Raw genomic sequence first — 19,801 nt, 5'->3', positions numbered from 1 at the left:
ATCAATCTGACAACTCACCAACCTAGAGGATTTACCAATGAAGATTTTTGTTGCCGGCGGAACAGGAGCAATCGGTCGCCCAGTACTCGACCAGTTACTGGCTAAAGGACACAGCGTTGTCGCTCTCACCCGCTCTCAAGAAAGAGCCCAGTCATTAGCAGCACAGGGAATCGAACCGGCGATCGCCGATGTATTCGACGCAGATTCAGTCAAAGCCGCGATCGCCTACGCTCAACCGGAGGTGGTGATTGAACAACTCACCGCTCTACCCAAGACCTACAGCCGCGAATCAATGGCTGCAGCAGGGCCTCTGAATACGCGCATTCGCTTAGAAGGGGGAGCCAACGTGCTGGCGGCCGCACAGGCGGCAGGGGTGCGCCGTTACCTGAGACAGTCGGTCGCCTTCTGGGGAATTCCCGGTGCTGGATTGGCAGATGAGCAAACCCCGTTATCGGTTGATGCCTCCCCCGCCGTTGCCGCCGATGCTCGCCTTGTCACTGAAATTGAACGTCGTTTGTTGGAGTCCAATCTCGAAGGAATTGCCTTACGCTATGGTTTCTTCTACGGACCCGGCACCTGGTTTAACCCAGATGGTGATGTAGCGCAACAGGTGCGGCAGCAACAGTTTCCCATTGTGGGTAATGGCGATGGCCTGTGGTCGTGGTTACACATTGAAGATGCCGCGATCGCCACTGTTGCCGCCGCAGAGCAGGGTAACCCTGGTGTTTATCTAATTGCCGATGACCAGCCTTTGCCCGTGCGCGAATGGCTGCCTGCGTTTGCCCGCTCGCTGAATGCTCCACCCCCGCCCCAGGTAGCCGTTGAAGATGCTCTCAAACTGGAAGGTGGTGCAGACATTATTTACTACCAAACTCAGATGCGCGGCGCATCGAACGCTAAGGCAAAACGCGAACTAAATTTTCAGCCGCGATCGCTGGAATGGGTGGTTGAGCCTGCTGTAACTCATGCTAGTTAACCCGTATGGAGCAGCGATCGCCGTCATGCACGCGCTCTATGAACTGCACGGCTTAGCGCATCAGCAAATCCCAGTTCGCGATCGCAGGCCCACTCCTTCTAATCTGGAAGCTTGCCTTGCCGCAATGGCACTTCGATGACGCGACATTCGATCGCAGCACCGAGTCCTTCAACAATCCCAATTGTGCATGATCCGCTAGACAATGCGAGTGTATACTTCATCCCCTTCTAGCGTCACCCTTTGGTCCGCTGGTGCCGGGGATGATCAAGCCTGAACCTGATTTGTCAGACGCTTTTCCCACCACAGAATCGTTGAATCAGACTTACCAAAGGTGGAACACCTCCATCCCTTTGGTGCGGCTAGCCAACGCAGGGGGAAGCGGTTGGGGTTCCCGAAGAGGAGCAACGGGAACCGATGCATTCCGCTATCGTCATTTTTGCAATCCCTTATGCAGCAAAACTTCTTGAATTGACCGTCTAAGATGAAAACTCATTAAGGCTTGAGGTTAAATTACGTACGCTTAGGTTTCTTAGCCCTAAGTTATCCATAGCAGGCTCGCATCCTCAATCAGTCCCTATGACAAGCAGTAACGCTTTAGCTTATAGAGGAATCAAGATTACCCTGATTGTCTTGGCGTCAGTGGGGTTGACGATTGCCTCTTTGCGCTACAGGCAGCCGACTCATTGTGAAACACTTTGCACGGATGCTCAATCCTGCCAAACTGGGCAGTGCATGTTTGGCGAACAAAGGGCAGGCTTTCCCCTGCCCTTTGTTCAAGATGCGGAAGGCGGTTCACCCACAAGTGGTTGGGGCAAAATCGGGCCAGAAGATTATTTCTATGCGAATCTTGGGGCATTCGCCCTTAATGTTGCCTTTTACAGTCTTATCTTATGGCTGTTTCAGAGGTTGCTTAGATGGCTTTTTTTGTCGTTTCAAATCTAATTCAGCATCAGAGGTGCATTGCTAGATAAACAGCTCCTTACTCAAATTCCTGTCGCCATCGAGTCACTATGAAAGCCAACGTATTTTGTGCCAAACTTTTCCTCCTGGCAGCCCTGCCCGTGCTTGGGATGCTCACCCCAAAGCAAGCAGCGGCCCTACCCACTCTGAATCTGCAAGCCAGATTACTGTCAGATATTGCCTTTCAATATGCAAAGCTGGGTAATTCGCAACAGGCAACCACCGTTTCTGAGCAGGCCCTGGAAGCAGCAGCGGCAATGGAACCCTGCTTCAAAGCCAATGCTCTAGCCAAGGTAGCGGGTAGCTACTGGCTGATTGGGCAGGAGGCAGAGGGCCAGCGAAAGGTTACAGAGGCTATTGAAACCGCCCGTGCTCAAGAGGTAACCGGATGTAGTAGCAGTGCTACCTCTCCGACCGAATCGTTAATGAACCGGGCTGTGGAATTGTCCGATGAGGGGCAGTTTGAGTTAGCGATCGCGCTAGCCAGTGGGATGGGAGACCCACTGGCCCTGTCGAAGATTGCAGCTGATTTGTTGGACGCAGGACAATCTCAGCGAGCGGACGAGTTACTAAAGGAAGCGATCGCCCAGACACAAACGATTAAGGAAGCGCTCGGCCAGCCACAAACGACTGACGATGCCTACTTCCAAACGCGAACGTTGAGCAACATGAGCATGAATCTGACTCTAGCAGGCCATTCTGAACCGGCAAAGGTGGTGCTAGAACAGGCCATTCGGAGTGCGGAAACCATGGAGACCGACAACCCCGAAAGGGCTTCGTTGCAGGGAAGTGCTCTGCTCTGGACGGCCCGACAGTTCGCGGAGTTAGGTGCAAACGATCGGGCGATCGCGCTTCTCGATCAAACCGTTCCCAAAATTCGCAACCGTTCCGCAGACCCGTTTCCCCTCGACAAAGTGAATCAGTTCGTCGAGGCGGCGATCCTTTACCAGCAGGTAGGTTTAAACGACAAAGCCGTGGCGACACTGGCAGAGGCCCATGAGCTTGGCAAAGCCATCGCCCCCAATGCCAGCTACGGTCGAGCCGATGCGGATGCGCTAGGTCAAGTCGCCGTTGGCTATGCCAAAATCGGCGACTTCGAGCGAGCCATGCAGATTGTCGAGGAAATTCAACCGACCAGCGAGGGACAGAGGGCATTGGAAAATATTGCCAGCGCCTATGCAGCGGCAGGTAATTTAGAGGCGGCCGTCGAACTGGCGCAGTCCAACCCTAACCGCAACGGTGCGATGATCGGCATCGTCAGACACTATTTGCAGGAAAAGCAGCCGGATCAGGCGTGGCAGGTTGTCCAGGCACAGCAGGTCAAAGGTATGTTGTCAGAGGTAGCAATCGGCTATCTCGATGTAGGCCAGCCTGCACAGGCATTGCAGCTCGTTCAAACTGGCAAGCTGGAGGGATTTATGCCGGATATCGTGCAGGGCTATGCTAAGTCTGGGCAACCGGAGCAAGCCATGCAGCTGGCTCAAAGTGAAGAAATCCCATGGATGTTGCCTTCGGTGGTTGAGGGATTTGCTCAGCAGGGGCAGTTCGATGCTGCTTTGCAAACGGCTCAATCAATTGCTGACCCGGTCGATCGGGCACAGGCACTGATCGCGATCGCTCGTGCTTATGCTGAACCACGGGTTGAGGCACAAGGGGCACAGCGGGTAGTGATGCAGTTGCAGGATTGGGTTGTAGAGCTGTTTGGTACCTCCGATCGTGAACGAGCGGCTGAGGTGTTAGTACAGGCCCTACAAGCGACTCAGTCTATTTCCTCAGCAGAATGAGGGATATGGGAGTGCAATAAGTCATGTTTGCGTTCTGTAACCGTTGTACCACTGGCGCGCGCCTAGACGATATGCAGGTTGATATCGCCTGCGTTTCTAAATGCTTAGATACCTTGGCTTATCAAGGCCGCAAAGATTTGCTTAGCAGTCTTCCAGCCCTTAAAGACACACTCACTCGATTAGGAGAACACGCTGGCGCTATGCCTTGAGGCGATACGAGAGGTTTGTGCTCAATGGCCTCAGGCAAGGGTTGAGTCGTTGCCTGCGCGCGCATCTAGTCAGTCTGGCGTACGCCGATGCAACTCGAGGCCAATTGTCCAACATCGCGTTGGACAAATTTTGAAACGTTTCACGAGAGGGCTGCCGAGGGGGATTGGGATGCTGGTTGCGGCGCAGGCAGCCGCTCCAGGACCCAGAGTTAGTTTTTGGGTTTCCTTATGCAACCGACTCATTGTTCTGTCATAGGCGTTGTACTCAACATAGGACGGCTCCGTCCGGTAAGAACAATGGCTCAAGCCGCATCGCGCACTTGGTCAAGCAAGCGCCTTGGCAGAGCTAAACCATCGATAAGTAATCTGGCACTGGCAAGAAAGGAGTCTGAAGTTATCTGCCCCCAGTCGCCAGGGATTTATACTGAAATTTTTCACATAAGGTTCTCTATTCGACATTTAGGCGATAGATTTCCACCTAAGATACCGCATGGGGGTATTAGGCAGAATTTTTCCCTCTAATTACAAGTTCGACCGCTTAAGGTAGTAGTTGAGACAGTAGTTCAAGATTTGTGTGTTTAGGTTTGAGCAGTATTGTGAATCCTGGTACTTTGCTCGTGAGTGTTTAGAAGTGTAATAAGGTTACAATGATACGGGTAGGAGTGACTATAAATGCTTTAGTTCAATCCCTTGATTTCAATTGCTCGTACAAGTACCTGTTCACTTGAGGTAGCCTCTATGAGTGATCCAAATTCCCGTATATCGGATGATATGGTAGCCGAGGTACTAGCTGAAGCTGCTCGTTTACATACTGAAGCTAATAAAGGCTACTCAATTGCGGATTTAGAACAGATATGTCTAGAGGCACAAATTCCTCCACATATTGTTAGGAAAGCCATTCGAAGTGTTGAAGAAAAACGGTCGCGCGAACAGGCAAAACGACAGCAGTTGAGCGCGTATATCAAACAACAAGCTAAAAGAGGTATATCTGTGGGAATTGTACTTTTAATTCCTATGATCGCTGTATCCAGTATTTTTATCTTTCGCTCGCAGGTCGAGTCGCTCGTAGCTAGTCTTGTAGCTCGCCTCAATCAGCAACCAGCGGTGATACTTCGAGAAGATTTTCGTAATAGAGTCACAGGTAAGACTAAGCAGGAAGTGATTCAAGCAGTCGGCAAGCCAGATAGCACTTCTGACAGTGAAGAATTTTATGGTGACCTGAGTTTCTGGCATTACAGGAACATAAAAGACCCAGCTTCCGGCAAGGTGGGTTCTGCATCTGTGATGTTCAGAGATGGTGTCGTTGATAAAGTGGACTTCACAACCCTTTACTGAAAAGAAGACTTACTTCAGAGTATCTCAGGCAAGCACCAGCGGTCGAACAATTCTGTTGGAGCGGATTGACTAAAGATCTTCGTGCGGATGTAAAGGTTGCTGGCAGCCGCTCAACAGACCCGTTATATCGATTGCTGAGTAGGTTGGCAGGTTGACTCTCCTTGTGTCGTCCTCCGTGCCAAGTCCAGAAATGTTTTGACTACTGGTAAGGAATCGTGCCGTCGCCAAGTTAGATAAAGTCCAGTATTAGGAATCTCCTCCTTCAAAGTTCTGTAAATGACTCCGCCTCTGTGGAAGTTTTGCAAGGAGGCGGGAACGATCGCAATGCCCAGTCCTGCAGCAACTAAGCCGACAATCGTCTCCATCTGAATTGCCTCCTGAGCCACCTTTGGACGAAATCCTGCCTGCTGGCACGTGTCTATAATCTGCTCGTAAAAGACGGGTCCCATTTTGGCAGGAAATAAGACAAACAACTCATCTGCCAGTGTGGAAAGCGACACTTGAGTCTGGGCAGACAACGGATGGGTTTCTGGCAACGCCAAGACCAATGATTCTGGCAAAAAGCACTCCACACTCAACCCTGGTTCGCTGATGGCAGAACGAACAATGCCGACATCCACCTGTTTGTCATGCAGGGCTTGAATTTGCTGAGCTGTTGTCAGTTCATGCAATTGCAGTTCTACCGCCGGAAATTGTTCTCGAAAGGCCCTTAAAATCTCTGGCAGTACGGTATACATCGCAGAGCCGACAAAGCCGATCGCCAACCGTCCCACCTCACCCCGTCCGATCCGTTGGGTTGCTGCGATCGCCTGTTCGAGTTGCGCTAACACTCGGTAGGAGCGCTCCAAAAACACGTTACCTGCTTCGGTCAGGTGCACTTGCCGCTTCGTTCGTTCAAACAGCTTGACTTCAAGTTCTTCTTCCAAATCCCGAATCTGCTGACTAAGTGGGGGTTGGGAGATGTGCAGCCGCTCTGCTGCTCGACTAAAGTGCAACTCCTCAGCCACCGCAATGAAGTAGTGCAGGTGCCGTAATTCCATAACACTTATACGTTAAACCTATTAATCCTAATCATATATATATTGGACAGTCACCTGACTGCCTCCTACCGTGAGAAACATGAGGCGCGTCTCATCGTTCTTGATACTGGAGAAACCAATGAACTCAGATAAAAATCGTGTCGCTCCTAAAGTTTGGTTAATTACAGGATGCTCAACCGGATTCGGACGTGCCCTGGCAGAGGCGGTATTGCAGAGAGGCGACTACCTACTGGCGACTGCTCGTAAACCAGAGCAACTTGGCGCTTTGATTGAACTCTATCCAGAAACCGCAAAGGCTGTCCGTCTGGATGTAACGGTATCTCAAGACATCCAAGCAGCGATTGATAGCGCGATCGCAACCTTCGGTCGAATTGATGTGCTGGTCAACAATGCGGGGCATGGACTGATTGCTGCACTCGAAGAAGTCAGTGATGAGGAGACACATCAATTTTTTGAAACTAATTACTTTGGAGCACTCCGTCTGATGCAGGCAGTCTTGCCTGTGATGCGTCGGCAAGGCAGCGGTCACATTGTCAATCTGTCATCCACAGCAGGATTAGTAGGATTTGGCGGAAGCAGCCTCTACTGTGGGGCTAAATTTGCCCTGGAAGGTACGTCTGAAGCTCTAGCTAAGGAGGTTGAATCCTTTGGAGTGAAAGTGACTTTGATTGAACCTGGAGCATTTCGCACCGATTTTAACGGACGCTCTCTGGCAACAGTCGAGCAATCTATTGATGCCTATGCCCCAGTGAGTGGTGCCTCATTGCAGTGGTTCAAGGAAATGGATGGTCAGCAACCTGGCGATCCTGCTAGAGCAGCGCAAGCCATCATTCAAGCGGTGGAAAGCCCTCATCCCCCGATACGACTGGCATTAGGCACGGATGCCATGAGCCTGATTCAGGAAAAACTGGGGCGGGTCAAAACCGATTTGGATGCTTGGCAGCAGGTGAGCGTCAGTACGGATTATCCAGGACACGTCAATTATGCCAAGTAGAGGGATATCCACGATTCATACCAAGACATTTCTGCGTGTTGTTCTAGTCATCGTGTTTATTGTTGTCATGAGCACCACCATCGGACTTTCACAAACCCCCAGCAAACGTGTCAAAGCGACAGGCAGCATCATCCACCAACTGCGTATCTACGAGATCTTCGACGGCAATAAAACGGCGTTCCACGAACGGTTCCACGATCATGCAATGCGGATCATGGCGCGGTACGGCTTCAAAATTGTGGCGACCTGGGAGGCTCGGCACAATAACCGCACGGAGTTTGTCTATCTGCTTGAGTGGTCTGATGCAGATACGATGAAGGAGCGGTGGGCGGCGTTCATGGCTGATCAAGAATGGGCGGAGATCAAGGAGGTGACGGCTGAGGCGCATGGTTCACTCGTCGGCGACATTGAGGATCGGACATTAGAGCTGACGGATTACTCCCCGAGCGAACGACTGACGAACTAAAGTTCAGAATCTAAGTCAGGAGAACATTTGGTTTCAGCAACAACTCAACGGCTCAGCACAAAGCTGAAATTGATCGATGTACAGAGAGTTGATCGTTAAAAAAAGGCATGACAATTCGGCTGAAGCGGACTGCCGAGAGATCTTGGTGGTGTTGCAAAGGTTACTTGCAGCCGCTCAGCCGGAACGTTCGGCAACTACGTGCAACTTAATTGCCGCTAGGAGGTCAAAGGAACTTGTAAGAGTTAAACATTGCTCGTAATCATATAAAGCCTTGCTGCTAGCCCACGGCAGCAAAATCAAGGACCCCAGCATTTTGGGACAAATCAAGGGCAACTAAGGGTTATGAGAAACTTTACAGCGGAAGCCCCACTCCTTTCCGGAAAAGACCGTGGGGCTGCTGTTTCCAATATTGTTTCTCAGGCTACACTCCGGGTTCTCTAGGGAAGAAGGCGGGTGGCCTGGGCAGCTTGACAGAAATAGCTTGGTTTTGACGCTCTACATCAACCGATTTTTATGGCGCAGGCGATCCGTCCACTGATTGAGACCCAATATGCCAACCAGGTGCAGGCCTTTGAGCGCTCTCCCTGGTTTCAGCGTCTGGAGCAGGGCCAGGCCTCCCCACAGGAGTACGATGCCTTTGTCTTTAACCTCTGTCAGACCCACCTAAAAAGTCCCCAAATTCTGGCTTTTCTCTACGCCGTGGCCCCGCCCGAGGCCGCGCCCCAGATCAAACACAACCTGCTCGAAGAACTGGGGCTGGATGAGGCGGCCATCTGCCACCCCGATCTGCTGTATCTACTGGCGACGGCGGCGGGGTTTGATCGCGATCGCCAGACGAACCTGGCCGAGGCCGCCCAGGCCCAAATTCGTCAGCTCTGCACCGATCCGCTGCTATTTGGCACCATGCAGGAGCTGGGGCTGTCGGTGCTGCTAGAGGTAACCTGCTTTGAGTGGATGCTCTCTCGTTTGGCCAGCCGCATCGGCAAGGCGCTGGCGGCCCATCGCGGCCTGCCGCCGGAGAGCCTGACCTGGTTTCACCACCATTCTGAAGTCGATATTCGCCATGCTGAGGAGGGGTTAGATAGCGTTGAGCAATACCTGGCCTACTACGAGATCGAGGCCGAGGATTTAGAGACGATTCTCGACATCACCTTTCGTGAAAACATTTTTATTAAGCGATACTTTGCCGACCTGCCCGCGCTTGCCGAAACTGCCCTATGAAAATCGTTGACGCCACCCTGTTTGCTCTGCAAATTCCCTTTGTCGAGGCCTTTGCCCACAGCGTGCGATCGCGCAGCAGCTCAGACTCCATCGTGGTGCGGCTGCAGGCTGACGACGGCACCGTGGGCTACGGGGAAGCAGTGGCCCGACCCTACGTCACCGGAGAGACAGTGGCGAGCTGTCTGGAATTCATGGAACGCGCCCTGTGGCCTGCGGTGCAAGCCACAGACTATGCTCCCTGGGCAGGGCAGGATGCGATCGCCTGGCTGGGGTCGTTGGCCCTGCCCAGTGATGGGGATAATTCGACAACTGGCGTGGTGGCCTGGAATGCGGCCCGCTGCGGCTTTGAGCTAGCCCTGGTCGATTGTCTGCTCAAGTCTGCCGGGGTTTCCTTGGGAGAACTTTTACCGCCTCGGCACCCGGTGACCTACAGCGGCGTGATCACGGCCAGCAGCGTTGAGGGGGCGGTGAAGCACGCCAAGCGCTTTAAGCAGTTTGGCCTGCCCCACATGAAGGTCAAGATCACCGGAGAGGCGGATCGAGAACGGCTGGCGGCGATTCGGGCGGCGGTGGGGCCAGAGATGTCGCTGCGGGTGGATGGCAATGGGGCCTACTCAGTGGAAGACGCGATCGCCACCTGTGAAGCCCTGGCCGAATTTCACATCGACAGCGCCGAGCAGATGATTCCGCGCGGCGACCCCCAAGAGTTAGCGACGGTGCAGGGGGCCACCGCCATTCCTCAAATGGCCGATGAGTCGTTAATTACCCGGGCGGATGCCGAGGCGCTGATTGAGGCTAAGGCCTGTCGGGGCTTTAATCTGCGGCTGTCGAAATGTGGGGGGCTGGGGCCAACGCTGGCGATCGCCGAGCTGGCCCAGGCCGCTGGCATCCAAATGCAGGTGGGCTGCCAGGTGGGCGAGACGGCGATTCTCTCTGCTGCGGGGCGGCACCTGGCGGCCTACTTGCCCGAAATCAGCTTTTGCGAAGGCTCCTACGGCAGCCTGCTGCTGCGGGAAGATCTCAGCCGTCGCCCGATTCACTTTGGCCACCAGGGGCTGGCAAAACCCCTAAAGGGGCCAGGACTGGGGGTCGAGATTCAGGATGATCTGCTGGAAAAGTACGCACAGCAAGTCATTTCACTCTCAGCGAAGGCGGTGTGAGGCCATGGCCAGTCTGTACACCCTTGGCCTGCGCTGGCAGGGGCGAGCCCTACAACAACGGCTAGAGGCCGCCACCCAGGAGCCGGAGCAGGCCCAAGCGCAGCTCTTGCGCCAGCTGCTCAGCCGCCATGGCGACACCCAGTTTGGCCGCGAGCACCGCTTTGATCAGATTCGCACCCCGCTCGACTATCGCCGGGCGGTGCCGATCCGCGACTACGAAGGCTTTCGGCCCTACGTGGAGCGCATGGTGGCCGGGCAGGCAAAAATTCTGGTGAATGAGCCCGTGCGGATGTTCACCATGACCAGCGGCACCACCGGGCAGCCCAAGTATATCCCCGTCACCGCCGGGGTCGAGCGGGGCGGGTCGCGACTGATGCAGCAGTGGCTCTACCGCATTCTGCAAGACCACCCCAGGTTTTTGAGCCGAGCGGTGGTGGGAATTGTCAGCCCAGCGATCGAGGGCTACACCCCCGGCGGCATTCCCTACGGCAGCCTGTCGGGGCGCATCTACCAGCAGATTCCGGCCCTGATTCGGCGCACCTATGCTATCCCCTACAAGGTGTTTGAGATTGCTGACTACGATCGCCGCTACTGGGCGATCGCCCGCTACGCCCTGGCGCGGCAGGTCTCCTTCTTATCTACGCCCAACCCCAGCACCCTGAAACGGCTGGCGACAGTGATGACGTACCAGGCAGAATCGCTGATCCAAGCGATCCACGATGGCGCGGGCGGCGAGGGCATCCCGACCCAGAGGCCCCAGCCCGAGCGGGCCAAACAGCTAGAGCAAATTTTCACCACCACCGGGGCACTGCGGCCTCAAGACTGCTGGCCCCACCTGGCCCTGTTGAGCTGCTGGACAGGCGGCTCGGTGGGGGCGCAAGCCCAACAGCTCACCGCTGACTTTGGCCCCCTGCCGATTCGCGATCTGGGTTATCTGGCTAGTGAGGCCCGCATCACCCTGCCCTACCAAAACAACACGCCCACTGGCCTGCTCGATCTGACCCTGAATGTCTATGAGTTTATTCCCGAAGACTGTGCCGACCAGGCCAACCCACCAATTTTGCTCAGCCACGAGCTAGAGCCGGGGCAGCGCTACCAGATTTTGCTGACCACCCCCGGCGGCCTCTACCGCTATCACATCAACGATGTGGTGGAGGTGACGGGGTTCTATCACCGATCGCCCCTGGTTGCCTTTCTGCGTAAGGGCCGCGACATGAGCAACCTGACCGGGGAGAAGCTGCATGTGAACCATGTGCTGGCTGCGATCGCACACCTACAACACCAGTTTCACCAGCCCATCGGCCCCTACCGCCTGGTGGCCAATGCCGAGGCCATGCGCTATGAGCTGCATTGGGAAACGCCAGACAGCCCCAGCCAGGACTGGGTTCATCAACTGCTGTCAGCCTTCGATACAGCCCTGGCCGAGAACAACACTGAATACGCTCAAAAACGTGCCTCTGGGCGGCTAAATGCCCCCTGCCTCCACCGTATGAAGCCGGGCTGGGCAGAGGTGACCCAGCGCCGAGCGATCGCCCAGGGCCAGCGGGAAGTGCAGTATAAATGGCCTGTGCTCACCCAGCAGCCCCTGCCGCTGGATACTGAGGCGATCGCGCAAACCTACGAGCTGACGCTGCCCTATGCCCACCCCCACTGATAGTCTGCGGCGGAATGGGTTGTGGCCCAGTCGCCATCCGGTGCCCTGGCTATGGGCGCTGACCCTGCTGTTTTTGCTGCGGGTGCTGGGGCAGATGCTAGTGGCCTGCTGCCAGGTGCCCTTTTTGCCCCCCATGCCCCACTGGTATTCGGGCCTGTTACCCTACCCGCTGCTGTTGCCCAGCCAGCTGCTGATTTTGGGGCTCCAGGTGAAGATCAACCGCGACCTGGCCCAGGGGCGGGGCTGGTTCCAGCGGCCTCGCCCCCGCCTGGGCAAAGCGCTCCAGTACTTTAGCTACGGCTACGCCCTGGTGATGGTAGTTCGCTACGGCCTTACCATGGGTCTCTATCCGGAGCGCCGCTGGCTGGGGGAGGGCACGATTCCCATTGTGTTTCACTGGGTACTGGCCGCCTATCTCTGGCTCTGGGGTCAGGGCCATCGTCTGGGGAGGCAGCCATGAGTTGGGGGATTTTTCGCCATTCCCGGCTGTTCTCGCATAAGCGGGCTTGGCTGTGGCTATTGGCAGGGCTTACTGCGCTGCTGCTGCTGGTGGTTGGGCGGGGGAGTGCGATCGCCGCCGCCTGGCTGGGTCACCAGCTAGACTATCCGCCCGCTAGCTATGGCGTTCGCCTGGAGCGCCGGGTGACCGTAACCGCCCCCGATGGCACGGCGTTGGTAGCCGATGTCTACCATCCCCGCACCACCGCCGCCACCCCCACCATTCTGGTGCGCATTCCCTACTCCAAACAGCTCAAACACATCCTGTTTGCCCGCACTGTCGGCCATCTCTGGGCCAGCCACGGCTACACCACAGTAATCCAAGGAACCCGAGGGCGCTACGAGTCGGGCGGCAGCTACGATCCGCCCTTTTTGAACGAGGCGCAAGACGGGCGGGCCACGCTGCAATGGATCGCCCAGCAGCCCTGGTACAACGGGCACATCGGCACGTGGGGCGGCTCCTACTTTGGCTATACCCAGTGGGTGCTGGCCGACCAGGTCGATCCGGGGTTGTCGGCCCTGATCCCGCAGATCTCCAGCACCGATTTCTACCGCATGTTCTACCCCGGCGGCGCGTTTTCTCTGGAGAGCGCCCTCTACTGGGCAACCCTCAGCTACGGCCAGCGGGATATTCCCCTTCCCCAGGAGCAGCTACAGCGGGGCTACGAGGGGTGGCCCCTGCTAGAGGCCGATGACCGAGCGGTGCAGAGCATTCCCTTTTTTGATACCTGGGCCAGCCACACCGATCGCGATCGCTACTGGCAAACGGTCGATGGCACCGAGCGCGCCCGCCAGCTTCAGGCTCCGGCTCTGCTGATGGCGGGCTGGTACGATCCGTTTTTGCCCACCCAACTGGCCGACTTTCAACAGATTCGCGCCACCGCTGCCCCCCAGGTCGCCGAGGCTACCCGCCTGATCATCGGCCCCTGGACCCACGCCAACACCGTCACCTTCCCCGACGGCAGTCGCCCCCGCAACTACCGCTTCGAGAGCATTGGCCCCAGCCTGCCTTGGTTTGATCAGCAGCTCAAGGGCGACCCCGAGACGGCCTACCCCGACCCGGTGTTGATCTACGTCATGGGCGCTAACACCTGGCGGGGAGAGTCGGCTTGGCCTCTGCCTCGCACCCGCTATACGCCCTACTATCTCCACAGCAACGGTCGGGCCAATACCCTCAACGGCGACGGGCTGCTCAGTCTGGAGCCGCCGGGGGAGGAGGAGGTCAGCGATCGCTTTGTTTACGACCCGCAGCACCCGGTGCCCAGTGCCGGAGGAGCCATGCTAGGGCCAAACGCAGGCATTAAGCCCCAAACCGTGGTGGAGCAGCGGGATGACGTGCTGGTCTACACCACTCCACCCCTGACCGACGCGATCGAGGTGACAGGGCCGGTGCAGCTGCGGCTCCAGGTCTCGACCACGGCTCCCCATACCGATTTCACCGCCAAACTGGTGGATGTCCATCCCGATGGAACGGGGTACAACGTTTCTGAAGGCATTCTTCGGCAGGGCTATGACAATGCGATCGGCAAGAATACTCTGGCGGAGACTCAGGACTTCACCGAAATTGCGATCGATCTCTGGCCCACCAGCCAGATCTTCTTCCCCGGCCATCGCCTTCGCCTGGAGGTTTCCAGCAGCAGCTATCCCCGCTTTGACCGCAATCCCAATACTGGCCGCCATATTCCCACCGAGCGCCAGCCAGTTACCGCGACCCAGACGATTTACCACCATACCGCCGCTGTCTCCAAGCTCATTTTGCCGATCATTCCAGAGGGGGAATAGGAAGACCAGCTTAAGCATGAATCGTTTTGGAAAAACGACGGTAGGCTCTCGGCTCCCTGGGCAGGTACAGGACTGGCTGAGCGCTGGCCTGATTTCTTCGATGGTGCCGTGTAAACCGGTGAGGCGGCAGCAGCAGCGATCTACGCCCTTCTGAAAACAGGGTTAAATGATTGGAGTTAATGAAATGGAAGGGGCGCTATGACCATCACCGCAGAGGAAAGAATTGAACCCAAGACATGCTGCTACTACGGGAGCGGGGGTAAATAACTGCGCCTCTGTTTGCGATCGCCCTCTACGTCCTGGGCAACTTGAACTCCAGTGGATTCATCTTTGCTGTGAGAGTAATCTAAATCATTGAGTCCCCCGCCATACCACAGTCCCAATGAAAACCTTTTCTGCAAGTATCAAAATTGCCCGTCCTCCCGAAGCTGTCTGGTCTGTTTTGACCAATGCAGCTCGTTATTCAGAGTGGGCGACAGGCATCCATCGGCTTGAAGGTCAGATCGCCAATGGTGAAGTGCTGCAACTCTTTACAAATTCCAGGCCCCAGCGCCCTATGGCACTTACGGTCAATGGCCTTGTTCCACCTAAAACGTTCACGATGAGTGGTGGCTTACCGCTCAACTTATTCAGGGGCGATCGCACCTTCACCCTTACCCCACAACCCGATGGCACCACCGAGTTCAGCATGTGTGAAGTGTTTAGCGGATTATTAGAACCGCTGCTGGGTCGTATGCTGCCTGACCTAACCCCATCCTTTGAAAAATTTGCTGTGGGTCTTAAGCAAACGTGTGAGAGCTAGGAAAGCTCCTTTACAGCACCGAGTTCTCTTTGCGCCTGGAAAAATAGTAAACACCCTGCCATCAGCAAATAGCGATGACAGGGGTTTTCGATAAACAGGGGCTAAGGAAAGGGTTTACTCGTCCTCGTCCAGGTAAGCGGCCTCGTCTTCGTCCTCGGCCTCAATTTCCACGTCAGCCTCAGCTACAGCACCGCCGCCGATTTCCAGCTTCTCCCTAACCTGAGCTTCTACCTTCTGGGCAAACTCAGCATCCTCAAGCAGCCGTTGGATCGTGTTCTCGCGCCCCTGGCCAACGTTGTTACCCTCGTAGCTGTACCAGGCTCCTTTGCGGATAAGCACCCCGTGCTGCTCGGCCAGGTCGATCAGACAGCCCATCGTAGAAATGCCCTGGCCAAAGAGAATGTCAAACTCTCCAATACGGAAGGGCGGGGCCACCTTGTTCTTGGCCACTTTCACCTTGGCCCGAATGCCGTACTCTTCGGTGCCCTTCTTGAGGGTTTGAATGCGGCGAATATCCAGGCGTACTGAGGCATAAAACTTGAGTGCGTTGCCCCCGGTGGTGACTTCGGGGTTGCCGTAGGAGATACCAATCTTCTGGCGCAGCTGGTTCAAGAAGATGACCGTACACTGCGACTTGCCAATGCTGCCGGTAATCTTCCTCAGCGCCTGGCTCATCAATCGGGCTTGCAGGCCTACGTGGGCATCGCCCATCTCGCCCTCGATCTCAGCCCGTGGCACCAGCGCCGCTACCGAGTCTACTACCACTAGATCAACAGCAGACGAGCGCACGAGCTGATCCACCACCTCCAGGCCCATCTCTCCGGTATCAGGCTGGGATACCAGCAGTTCGTCGATGTTAACTCCCAGCGCAGCGGCATAGATGGGGTCTAGCGCATGTTCGGCGTCAACGATTGCGGCGACACCGCCCATCTTCTGCACCTCAGCTAGAGCATGGAGAGCCAGAGTTGTTTTACCCGAACTCTCAGGGCCATAGATCTCAATGATTCTCCCTTTAGGCAATCCACCGCCCAGGGCCAGGTCGAGGGTCAATGCCCCAGTAGGGATAGTTTCTACCTTCATGCGGGCGGCATCACCCAGGCGCATGATCGCCCCTTTGCCAAAATTGCGTTCAATCTGGCCCAGCACCATCGTTAGAGCTTTATCCTTCTCCACCTGCTCTGGTGACTTCTTGGGTGCATCTGTATCTGCTTTGCTACTTTTCCGGCCTGCCATGATTCCCTCGGTGGTACAGAACAAGACCCCTGAACCCCAGAACAGTTGTCTTTAGTGAACTAGTTTAGTACAATTGTTCCAAATAGCAACAGGTAGTTATCTATCTAGGTCAAGATAACTGGAGTTAAACCTCCAGCCCAGAATTGAAGGGGGAGGGTCGAGCCATGACAGAAGACTCTTTAGTTCAACTCATCGCCGTTTCTGACTGGATTGTGGCTGTTACTCGTCGGGCCACAGAGTATTTTTGCTGGGTCATTACTCCAGAGCTATCTACCCTAACCGACGGCGAAACCTACCCTACTCTTGAAGCTGCCCTGGCGGCGGGTCGTGGGTTGGTGCAGTGCTCCACTGGGCCAGAGATCGACTTCAGCCGCTGCCGCCTTTACTAGGATTAGCGACTGGCTTCAGAATAGTCATGCTGCGTTATCTCTGTCGGTCATGGGCAAGGATCTTCTGGAACTCTATGAACCCATCAACACGCTGAAGCCCGTCGATGACAACATTTGGATCGTGGATGGCCCCATCGTCAAAATGGCGATGTACGGCATGGCTATTCCCTTCTCCACCCGAATGACGGTCGTGCGCCTAGGTAACGGCGGGCTGTGGTGCCATTCCCCCACTGAGCTAACCCCAGCCCTCAAAGCTGAGATCGATAGCCTTGGCCCAGTTGAGCATTTGGTGTCGCCCAACAAGATCCACTACGCCCACATCCAAAGCTGGGCCGATGCCTACCCTCACGCGATCGCCTGGGCTTCTCCGGGGGTGCGAGAGCGGGCAGCGAGTCAGTTCATACCGACTACGTTTCACGCTGACCTAGGCGATACACCGCCGCCCCAGTGGTCTACTGAAATTGACCAGGCAATCGTTCGCGGCAGTCGGTTTTTAGAAGAGGTCGTGTTCTTCCACCGGCAGAGCAAAACGCTGATCTTGACCGACCTGATTGAAAACTTTGAGCCAGCCAAAGTAGACAAAGCCTTCCATTGGTTGATTCACTTAGCGGGCATTGCCAACCCCAACGGCAATACCCCACTAGATTTAAGAATGACCTTTCTTGGCCGTAAATCGCAGGCAAAACAGGGCTACGAACAAATGCTGGCCTGGGCACCCGAGAAAATTATCCTGGCTCATGGTTGCTGGTTTCCAGAGAACGGAGTGGCGGAGCTAGAACGGGCTTTTCAGTGGCTCAAGTAGTCTACGGTGGAGCTGAAAGAGGCGATTGCCTCGGTGGGATGATTTGGCAGTAGCCCGGCAACACCTCTAAGCACGATGCTGCAACCGTATCTTTCAACCTGGCACTACAGGTTCACAGCGGACGAAAGCAGACTGCTACCCATGCAATCTGGGCGTTGCTGAATGGCGGCATGATTGCGCAGAATTCTGAACGAGTCCTCAAAATCTACAGCGTTCGGTTCATATCTTGAGTCAGCAACGCCCCTTTTCCTGGAATGAGGTTATGGCCTGTCAACTTCGTTTATGGGATTTTCTCAGGGCTAAATCTCTTTAGCCAGATGGGCCACGGCAGGAACTTTCTCGATTTTGAAGTCGGTGATGCCGTAGAGCAGTGACAGAATAGGACTGGCAATGTTGAAAATGGCGAAGGGAAAGTACAGAAATGTAGATACCCCCAGCGTCACCGCCATGAAGGCACCGCAGGAGTTCCAGGGAATCAGTGCCGAGGTGACGGTGCCGGCATCGGCGGCCAGACGCGACAGGTTTTGAGGCTGCAAACCGCGCTTTTGAAACTCGATGCGAAACATGCGGGCGGGCAGCACCAGGGCGATGTACTGATCACCAGCAAAAATATTCAGACCGATGGCGGTGGCTACCGCTGTGGCAAACAGCTTGCCCTGGGTGCGCGCCCGCAGCAGCACCGGGTTGATCAGCTTGGTCAGCATGCCAAACTCTTCCATGATGGTGCCAAAGGTGACGGCCCCAATGATGATCCACAGGGTGTAGAGCATGCTGTCCATGCCGCCGCGCGAGAGCAGCTGATCGACGTCGGCGACGCCAGAATTTTCGCTAAAGCCGTTGGCCATGGCCAGCCAGATGCCCTTGAGAAAGACGATGGGCGTAGCGGTGCCTGGTTCATCCACAAATCGCAGCACCGCCTCGGGTTGCAGTACCACCGCCGTTAGCCCCCCCACCAGCGCCGCCGTCATGATCGCCAGGGAGGGCGGCACCTTGCGGTAGGAGAGGTAGCCCAGCAAAAACATTGGGATCAGCGTCAGGGGAGTGATCCAGAACAGCTCGCTGAGCTGGGTCAGATCGGTGGCGGTTTCGACTCCGGCGGTGACTTCGGTCTGGCTGCCAATGATGGTGAACACAATCAGCGCAATGATGAAGGCTGGCCCGGAGGTCCAGAGCTGGGCCTTGATATGGGTATACAGATCGGTGCCGACCATTTGGGCGCTGAGCACCGTGGTCTCTGATAGGGGGGAGGTTTTGTCGCCAAAGTAGGCCCCTGAGATCACGGCTCCGGCGGTGACGGCGGGGGAGACCCCCAGGGCGATCGCAATTCCTACCAGTCCCACGCCAATGGTGCCAGCGGTCGTCCACGAGCTGCCGATCGCCATCGACACCAGCCCGCAGATTAGCGCCGAGGCCACGTAAAACCAGCCCGGCTGCAAAATCTGAATGCCGTAGTACACCAGGGTGGGAATGGTGCCTGCCATGTTCCAGGTGCCGATCAGTGCCCCCACCGCCAGCAAAATAAAAATGGCGCTGGTCACCGAGGCCACCGCCCGACCCCCGGCAGCGCTAATCGCCGACCAGGGGTGGCCGTTTTTGAGGGCGACAATAGCGGCCACCATGGCGCTGAGAATCAGCGCCACCTGCACAGGGCCACTGACGGCATCTAGCCCAAACAGCGTGACGGCACCGCCGATCAGCGTAATTAGCACTACCAGGGGAAAGATCGCATCGAAAAGTGAGGGCGGGCGCGGCGGGCGCGGCACTGAGTCAGGCTGAGTCATGGCAGTCTCCGGTTGGTGAGGGGTCAATAGATGTAAACCAAGCCCGCCCCATTGATATTGAGGGAAATATCGCCAGGGGCAACGCTGGTGAGGGGCACAATGTCGGCGGTGATGGTGTTGTCGTCGATGTCAATCTGCGATCGCACTTCCTGAATAAAGGGCCACACCTCGGGCACCAGTTCTGACATCGTGGCTTTGTCAAAGTTGCTGGAGAGGGTGCCGACAATCTGCGATTTGTACTGCGATACCTCCTGAAAGAAGGAGATCTGGCGAACCACGCCGCCGACAACGATCGGCAGGGTGTCGTCTTCGGCATAGGCAGTAAAGGCGCGATCGACCGACTGAAAGAAGCGGCGGTGGCGATCGTCTACATAGGCAGAGTCGGCGCTGTAGGGTAGGGCGGTGGTATGTCGTGGCGGGTAATCATGGGGCATCCTATATTGAGTGGAGACGGTAGGGTGGGCACTGCCCACCTCTAAACCTGTGGCGTGGCGGTTATTTCGGCGGAATGGGGGAAGTGGCTATCACCTCGGTGGGCCATGTCGCGGTTGGGTCTGTGGGATGGCGCTGGGTGGATGGTGGGCATTGCCCACCCTTGTATCTTAAAAAGTGTGGCAGACCGTCCCACCCTAGGTTAAGCAAACCGCGTGTAGCTTGGGTCGCCGCACCTTTAAGGATAAAACTCGAAAAATCGCCAGGAGCCTGTGACTCCGTA

Annotated in this window: 17 protein-coding genes and 1 pseudogene; 14 read left to right on the top strand and 4 right to left on the bottom strand. The window is 55.9% G+C overall.

From position 1 onward, the window contains the following. The first annotated feature begins 37 nt into the window (after nt 1-37). The 4 genes from IQ265_RS24065 to IQ265_RS24050 all read left to right on the top strand — a co-directional run bounded on the left by IQ265_RS24065 (nt 38) and on the right by IQ265_RS24050 (nt 5,264). A complete protein-coding gene (locus IQ265_RS24065) occupies nt 38-976 on the top strand; it encodes an NAD(P)-dependent oxidoreductase (RefSeq protein WP_194058334.1) in 939 nt (312 codons plus the stop codon). A gap of 576 nt (nt 977-1,552) precedes the next feature. Then, nucleotides 1,553-1,918, top strand: coding sequence for a hypothetical protein (locus IQ265_RS24060; protein WP_194058332.1), 366 nt, complete (start codon nt 1,553-1,555; stop codon nt 1,916-1,918). Nucleotides 1,919-1,986: 68 nt separating this feature from the next. Then, nucleotides 1,987-3,720 (top strand): hypothetical protein, encoded by a 1,734-nt coding sequence (locus IQ265_RS24055; RefSeq protein ID WP_194058330.1) that lies wholly within the window; start codon nt 1,987-1,989, stop codon nt 3,718-3,720. Nucleotides 3,721-4,667: 947 nt separating this feature from the next. Continuing rightward, complete coding sequence (locus IQ265_RS24050; RefSeq protein ID WP_194058328.1) at nt 4,668-5,264, top strand: hypothetical protein; 597 nt, start codon at nt 4,668-4,670, stop codon at nt 5,262-5,264. A gap of 122 nt (nt 5,265-5,386) precedes the next feature. Here the strand turns inward: IQ265_RS24050 and IQ265_RS24045 are convergent, their stop codons facing one another. Beyond that, nucleotides 5,387-6,304, bottom strand: coding sequence for a LysR substrate-binding domain-containing protein (locus tag IQ265_RS24045; protein WP_194058326.1), 918 nt, complete (start codon nt 6,302-6,304; stop codon nt 5,387-5,389). Nucleotides 6,305-6,422: 118 nt separating this feature from the next. On the opposite strand from IQ265_RS24045, the gene IQ265_RS24040 reads away from it, so the two are divergent. The 8 genes from IQ265_RS24040 to IQ265_RS24005 all read left to right on the top strand — a co-directional run bounded on the left by IQ265_RS24040 (nt 6,423) and on the right by IQ265_RS24005 (nt 14,881). Beyond that, complete coding sequence (locus IQ265_RS24040) at nt 6,423-7,298, top strand: oxidoreductase (protein WP_194058324.1); 876 nt, start codon at nt 6,423-6,425, stop codon at nt 7,296-7,298. A 67-nt stretch (nt 7,299-7,365) separates the two neighbouring features. After that, nucleotides 7,366-7,764, top strand: a complete 399-nt coding sequence (locus tag IQ265_RS24035) for an NIPSNAP family protein (protein ID WP_194058322.1) — start codon at nt 7,366-7,368, stop codon at nt 7,762-7,764. A gap of 513 nt (nt 7,765-8,277) precedes the next feature. Then, nucleotides 8,278-8,985 carry an iron-containing redox enzyme family protein gene (locus IQ265_RS24030; RefSeq protein WP_194058320.1) on the top strand — a complete coding sequence of 236 codons (708 nt, stop codon included), beginning with the start codon at nt 8,278-8,280 and terminating at the stop codon, nt 8,983-8,985. Continuing rightward, nucleotides 8,982-10,145: an enolase C-terminal domain-like protein gene (locus tag IQ265_RS24025; RefSeq protein ID WP_194058318.1), complete on the top strand. Its 1,164-nt coding sequence runs from the start codon at nt 8,982-8,984 to the stop codon at nt 10,143-10,145. Before IQ265_RS24030 ends, IQ265_RS24025 begins: the two co-directional genes overlap by 4 nt. A gap of 4 nt (nt 10,146-10,149) precedes the next feature. Continuing rightward, a complete protein-coding gene (locus IQ265_RS24020; protein ID WP_194058316.1) occupies nt 10,150-11,799 on the top strand; it encodes a GH3 auxin-responsive promoter family protein in 1,650 nt (549 codons plus the stop codon). Continuing rightward, nucleotides 11,783-12,259 carry a hypothetical protein gene (locus IQ265_RS24015; protein ID WP_194058314.1) on the top strand — a complete coding sequence of 159 codons (477 nt, stop codon included), beginning with the start codon at nt 11,783-11,785 and terminating at the stop codon, nt 12,257-12,259. Before IQ265_RS24020 ends, IQ265_RS24015 begins: the two co-directional genes overlap by 17 nt. Then, the gene (locus tag IQ265_RS24010; protein ID WP_194058312.1) at nt 12,256-14,079 is read left to right on the top strand and encodes a CocE/NonD family hydrolase; all 1,824 of its coding nucleotides are present in this window, start codon (nt 12,256-12,258) and stop codon (nt 14,077-14,079) included. Before IQ265_RS24015 ends, IQ265_RS24010 begins: the two co-directional genes overlap by 4 nt. Before the next feature lie 382 nt (nt 14,080-14,461). Then, nucleotides 14,462-14,881: an SRPBCC domain-containing protein gene (locus IQ265_RS24005; protein ID WP_194058310.1), complete on the top strand. Its 420-nt coding sequence runs from the start codon at nt 14,462-14,464 to the stop codon at nt 14,879-14,881. 114 nt (nt 14,882-14,995) lie between these two features. Here IQ265_RS24005 and recA read toward each other — a convergent pair whose 3' ends face one another. Next, entirely contained in the window at nt 14,996-16,114 is a 1,119-nt protein-coding gene (recA, locus tag IQ265_RS24000; RefSeq protein WP_194058308.1) for a recombinase RecA, read from the bottom strand. 164 nt (nt 16,115-16,278) lie between these two features. Between recA and IQ265_RS23995 the strand changes: the two genes are divergently transcribed. Next, nucleotides 16,279-16,503: a hypothetical protein gene (locus IQ265_RS23995; protein WP_194058306.1), complete on the top strand. Its 225-nt coding sequence runs from the start codon at nt 16,279-16,281 to the stop codon at nt 16,501-16,503. Between the two features lie 49 nt (nt 16,504-16,552). Then, nucleotides 16,553-17,305, top strand: a complete 753-nt coding sequence (locus tag IQ265_RS23990; RefSeq protein ID WP_194058304.1) for a DUF4336 domain-containing protein — start codon at nt 16,553-16,555, stop codon at nt 17,303-17,305. A gap of 299 nt (nt 17,306-17,604) precedes the next feature. Here the strand turns inward: IQ265_RS23990 and nhaC are convergent, their stop codons facing one another. After that, nucleotides 17,605-19,086 carry a Na+/H+ antiporter NhaC gene (nhaC, locus tag IQ265_RS23985; protein WP_194058302.1) on the bottom strand — a complete coding sequence of 494 codons (1,482 nt, stop codon included), beginning with the start codon at nt 19,084-19,086 and terminating at the stop codon, nt 17,605-17,607. 140 nt (nt 19,087-19,226) lie between these two features. Continuing rightward, nucleotides 19,227-19,520, bottom strand: a pseudogene (locus IQ265_RS23980) (hypothetical protein); the annotation flags it as partial. Nucleotides 19,521-19,801: the final 281 nt, after the last annotated feature.

Source organism: Nodosilinea sp. LEGE 06152 (assembly GCF_015207525.1).
In the GTDB taxonomy this organism is placed as follows: Bacteria; Cyanobacteriota; Cyanobacteriia; order Phormidesmidales; family Phormidesmidaceae; genus Nodosilinea.
The sequence above is the reverse complement of the archived record's forward strand: the minus strand, read 5'-3'. Positions and strand labels throughout refer to the sequence as shown.

Coding starts and splice junctions, on each gene's coding strand:
- IQ265_RS24035 (WP_194058322.1), top strand. CDS start 7,366: ATGAGCACCACCATCGGACTTTCACAAACCCCCAGCAAACGTGTCAAA.
- IQ265_RS24065 (WP_194058334.1), top strand. CDS start 38: ATGAAGATTTTTGTTGCCGGCGGAACAGGAGCAATCGGTCGCCCAGTA.
- IQ265_RS24060 (WP_194058332.1), top strand. CDS start 1,553: ATGACAAGCAGTAACGCTTTAGCTTATAGAGGAATCAAGATTACCCTG.
- IQ265_RS24025 (WP_194058318.1), top strand. CDS start 8,982: ATGAAAATCGTTGACGCCACCCTGTTTGCTCTGCAAATTCCCTTTGTC.
- IQ265_RS23990 (WP_194058304.1), top strand. CDS start 16,553: ATGGGCAAGGATCTTCTGGAACTCTATGAACCCATCAACACGCTGAAG.
- IQ265_RS24050 (WP_194058328.1), top strand. CDS start 4,668: ATGAGTGATCCAAATTCCCGTATATCGGATGATATGGTAGCCGAGGTA.
- IQ265_RS24020 (WP_194058316.1), top strand. CDS start 10,150: ATGGCCAGTCTGTACACCCTTGGCCTGCGCTGGCAGGGGCGAGCCCTA.
- IQ265_RS24030 (WP_194058320.1), top strand. CDS start 8,278: ATGGCGCAGGCGATCCGTCCACTGATTGAGACCCAATATGCCAACCAG.
- IQ265_RS24055 (WP_194058330.1), top strand. CDS start 1,987: ATGAAAGCCAACGTATTTTGTGCCAAACTTTTCCTCCTGGCAGCCCTG.
- nhaC (WP_194058302.1), bottom strand. CDS start 19,086: ATGACTCAGCCTGACTCAGTGCCGCGCCCGCCGCGCCCGCCCTCACTT.
- IQ265_RS24010 (WP_194058312.1), top strand. CDS start 12,256: ATGAGTTGGGGGATTTTTCGCCATTCCCGGCTGTTCTCGCATAAGCGG.
- IQ265_RS24045 (WP_194058326.1), bottom strand. CDS start 6,304: ATGGAATTACGGCACCTGCACTACTTCATTGCGGTGGCTGAGGAGTTG.
- IQ265_RS24015 (WP_194058314.1), top strand. CDS start 11,783: ATGCCCACCCCCACTGATAGTCTGCGGCGGAATGGGTTGTGGCCCAGT.
- IQ265_RS23995 (WP_194058306.1), top strand. CDS start 16,279: ATGACAGAAGACTCTTTAGTTCAACTCATCGCCGTTTCTGACTGGATT.
- recA (WP_194058308.1), bottom strand. CDS start 16,114: ATGGCAGGCCGGAAAAGTAGCAAAGCAGATACAGATGCACCCAAGAAG.
- IQ265_RS24040 (WP_194058324.1), top strand. CDS start 6,423: ATGAACTCAGATAAAAATCGTGTCGCTCCTAAAGTTTGGTTAATTACA.
- IQ265_RS24005 (WP_194058310.1), top strand. CDS start 14,462: ATGAAAACCTTTTCTGCAAGTATCAAAATTGCCCGTCCTCCCGAAGCT.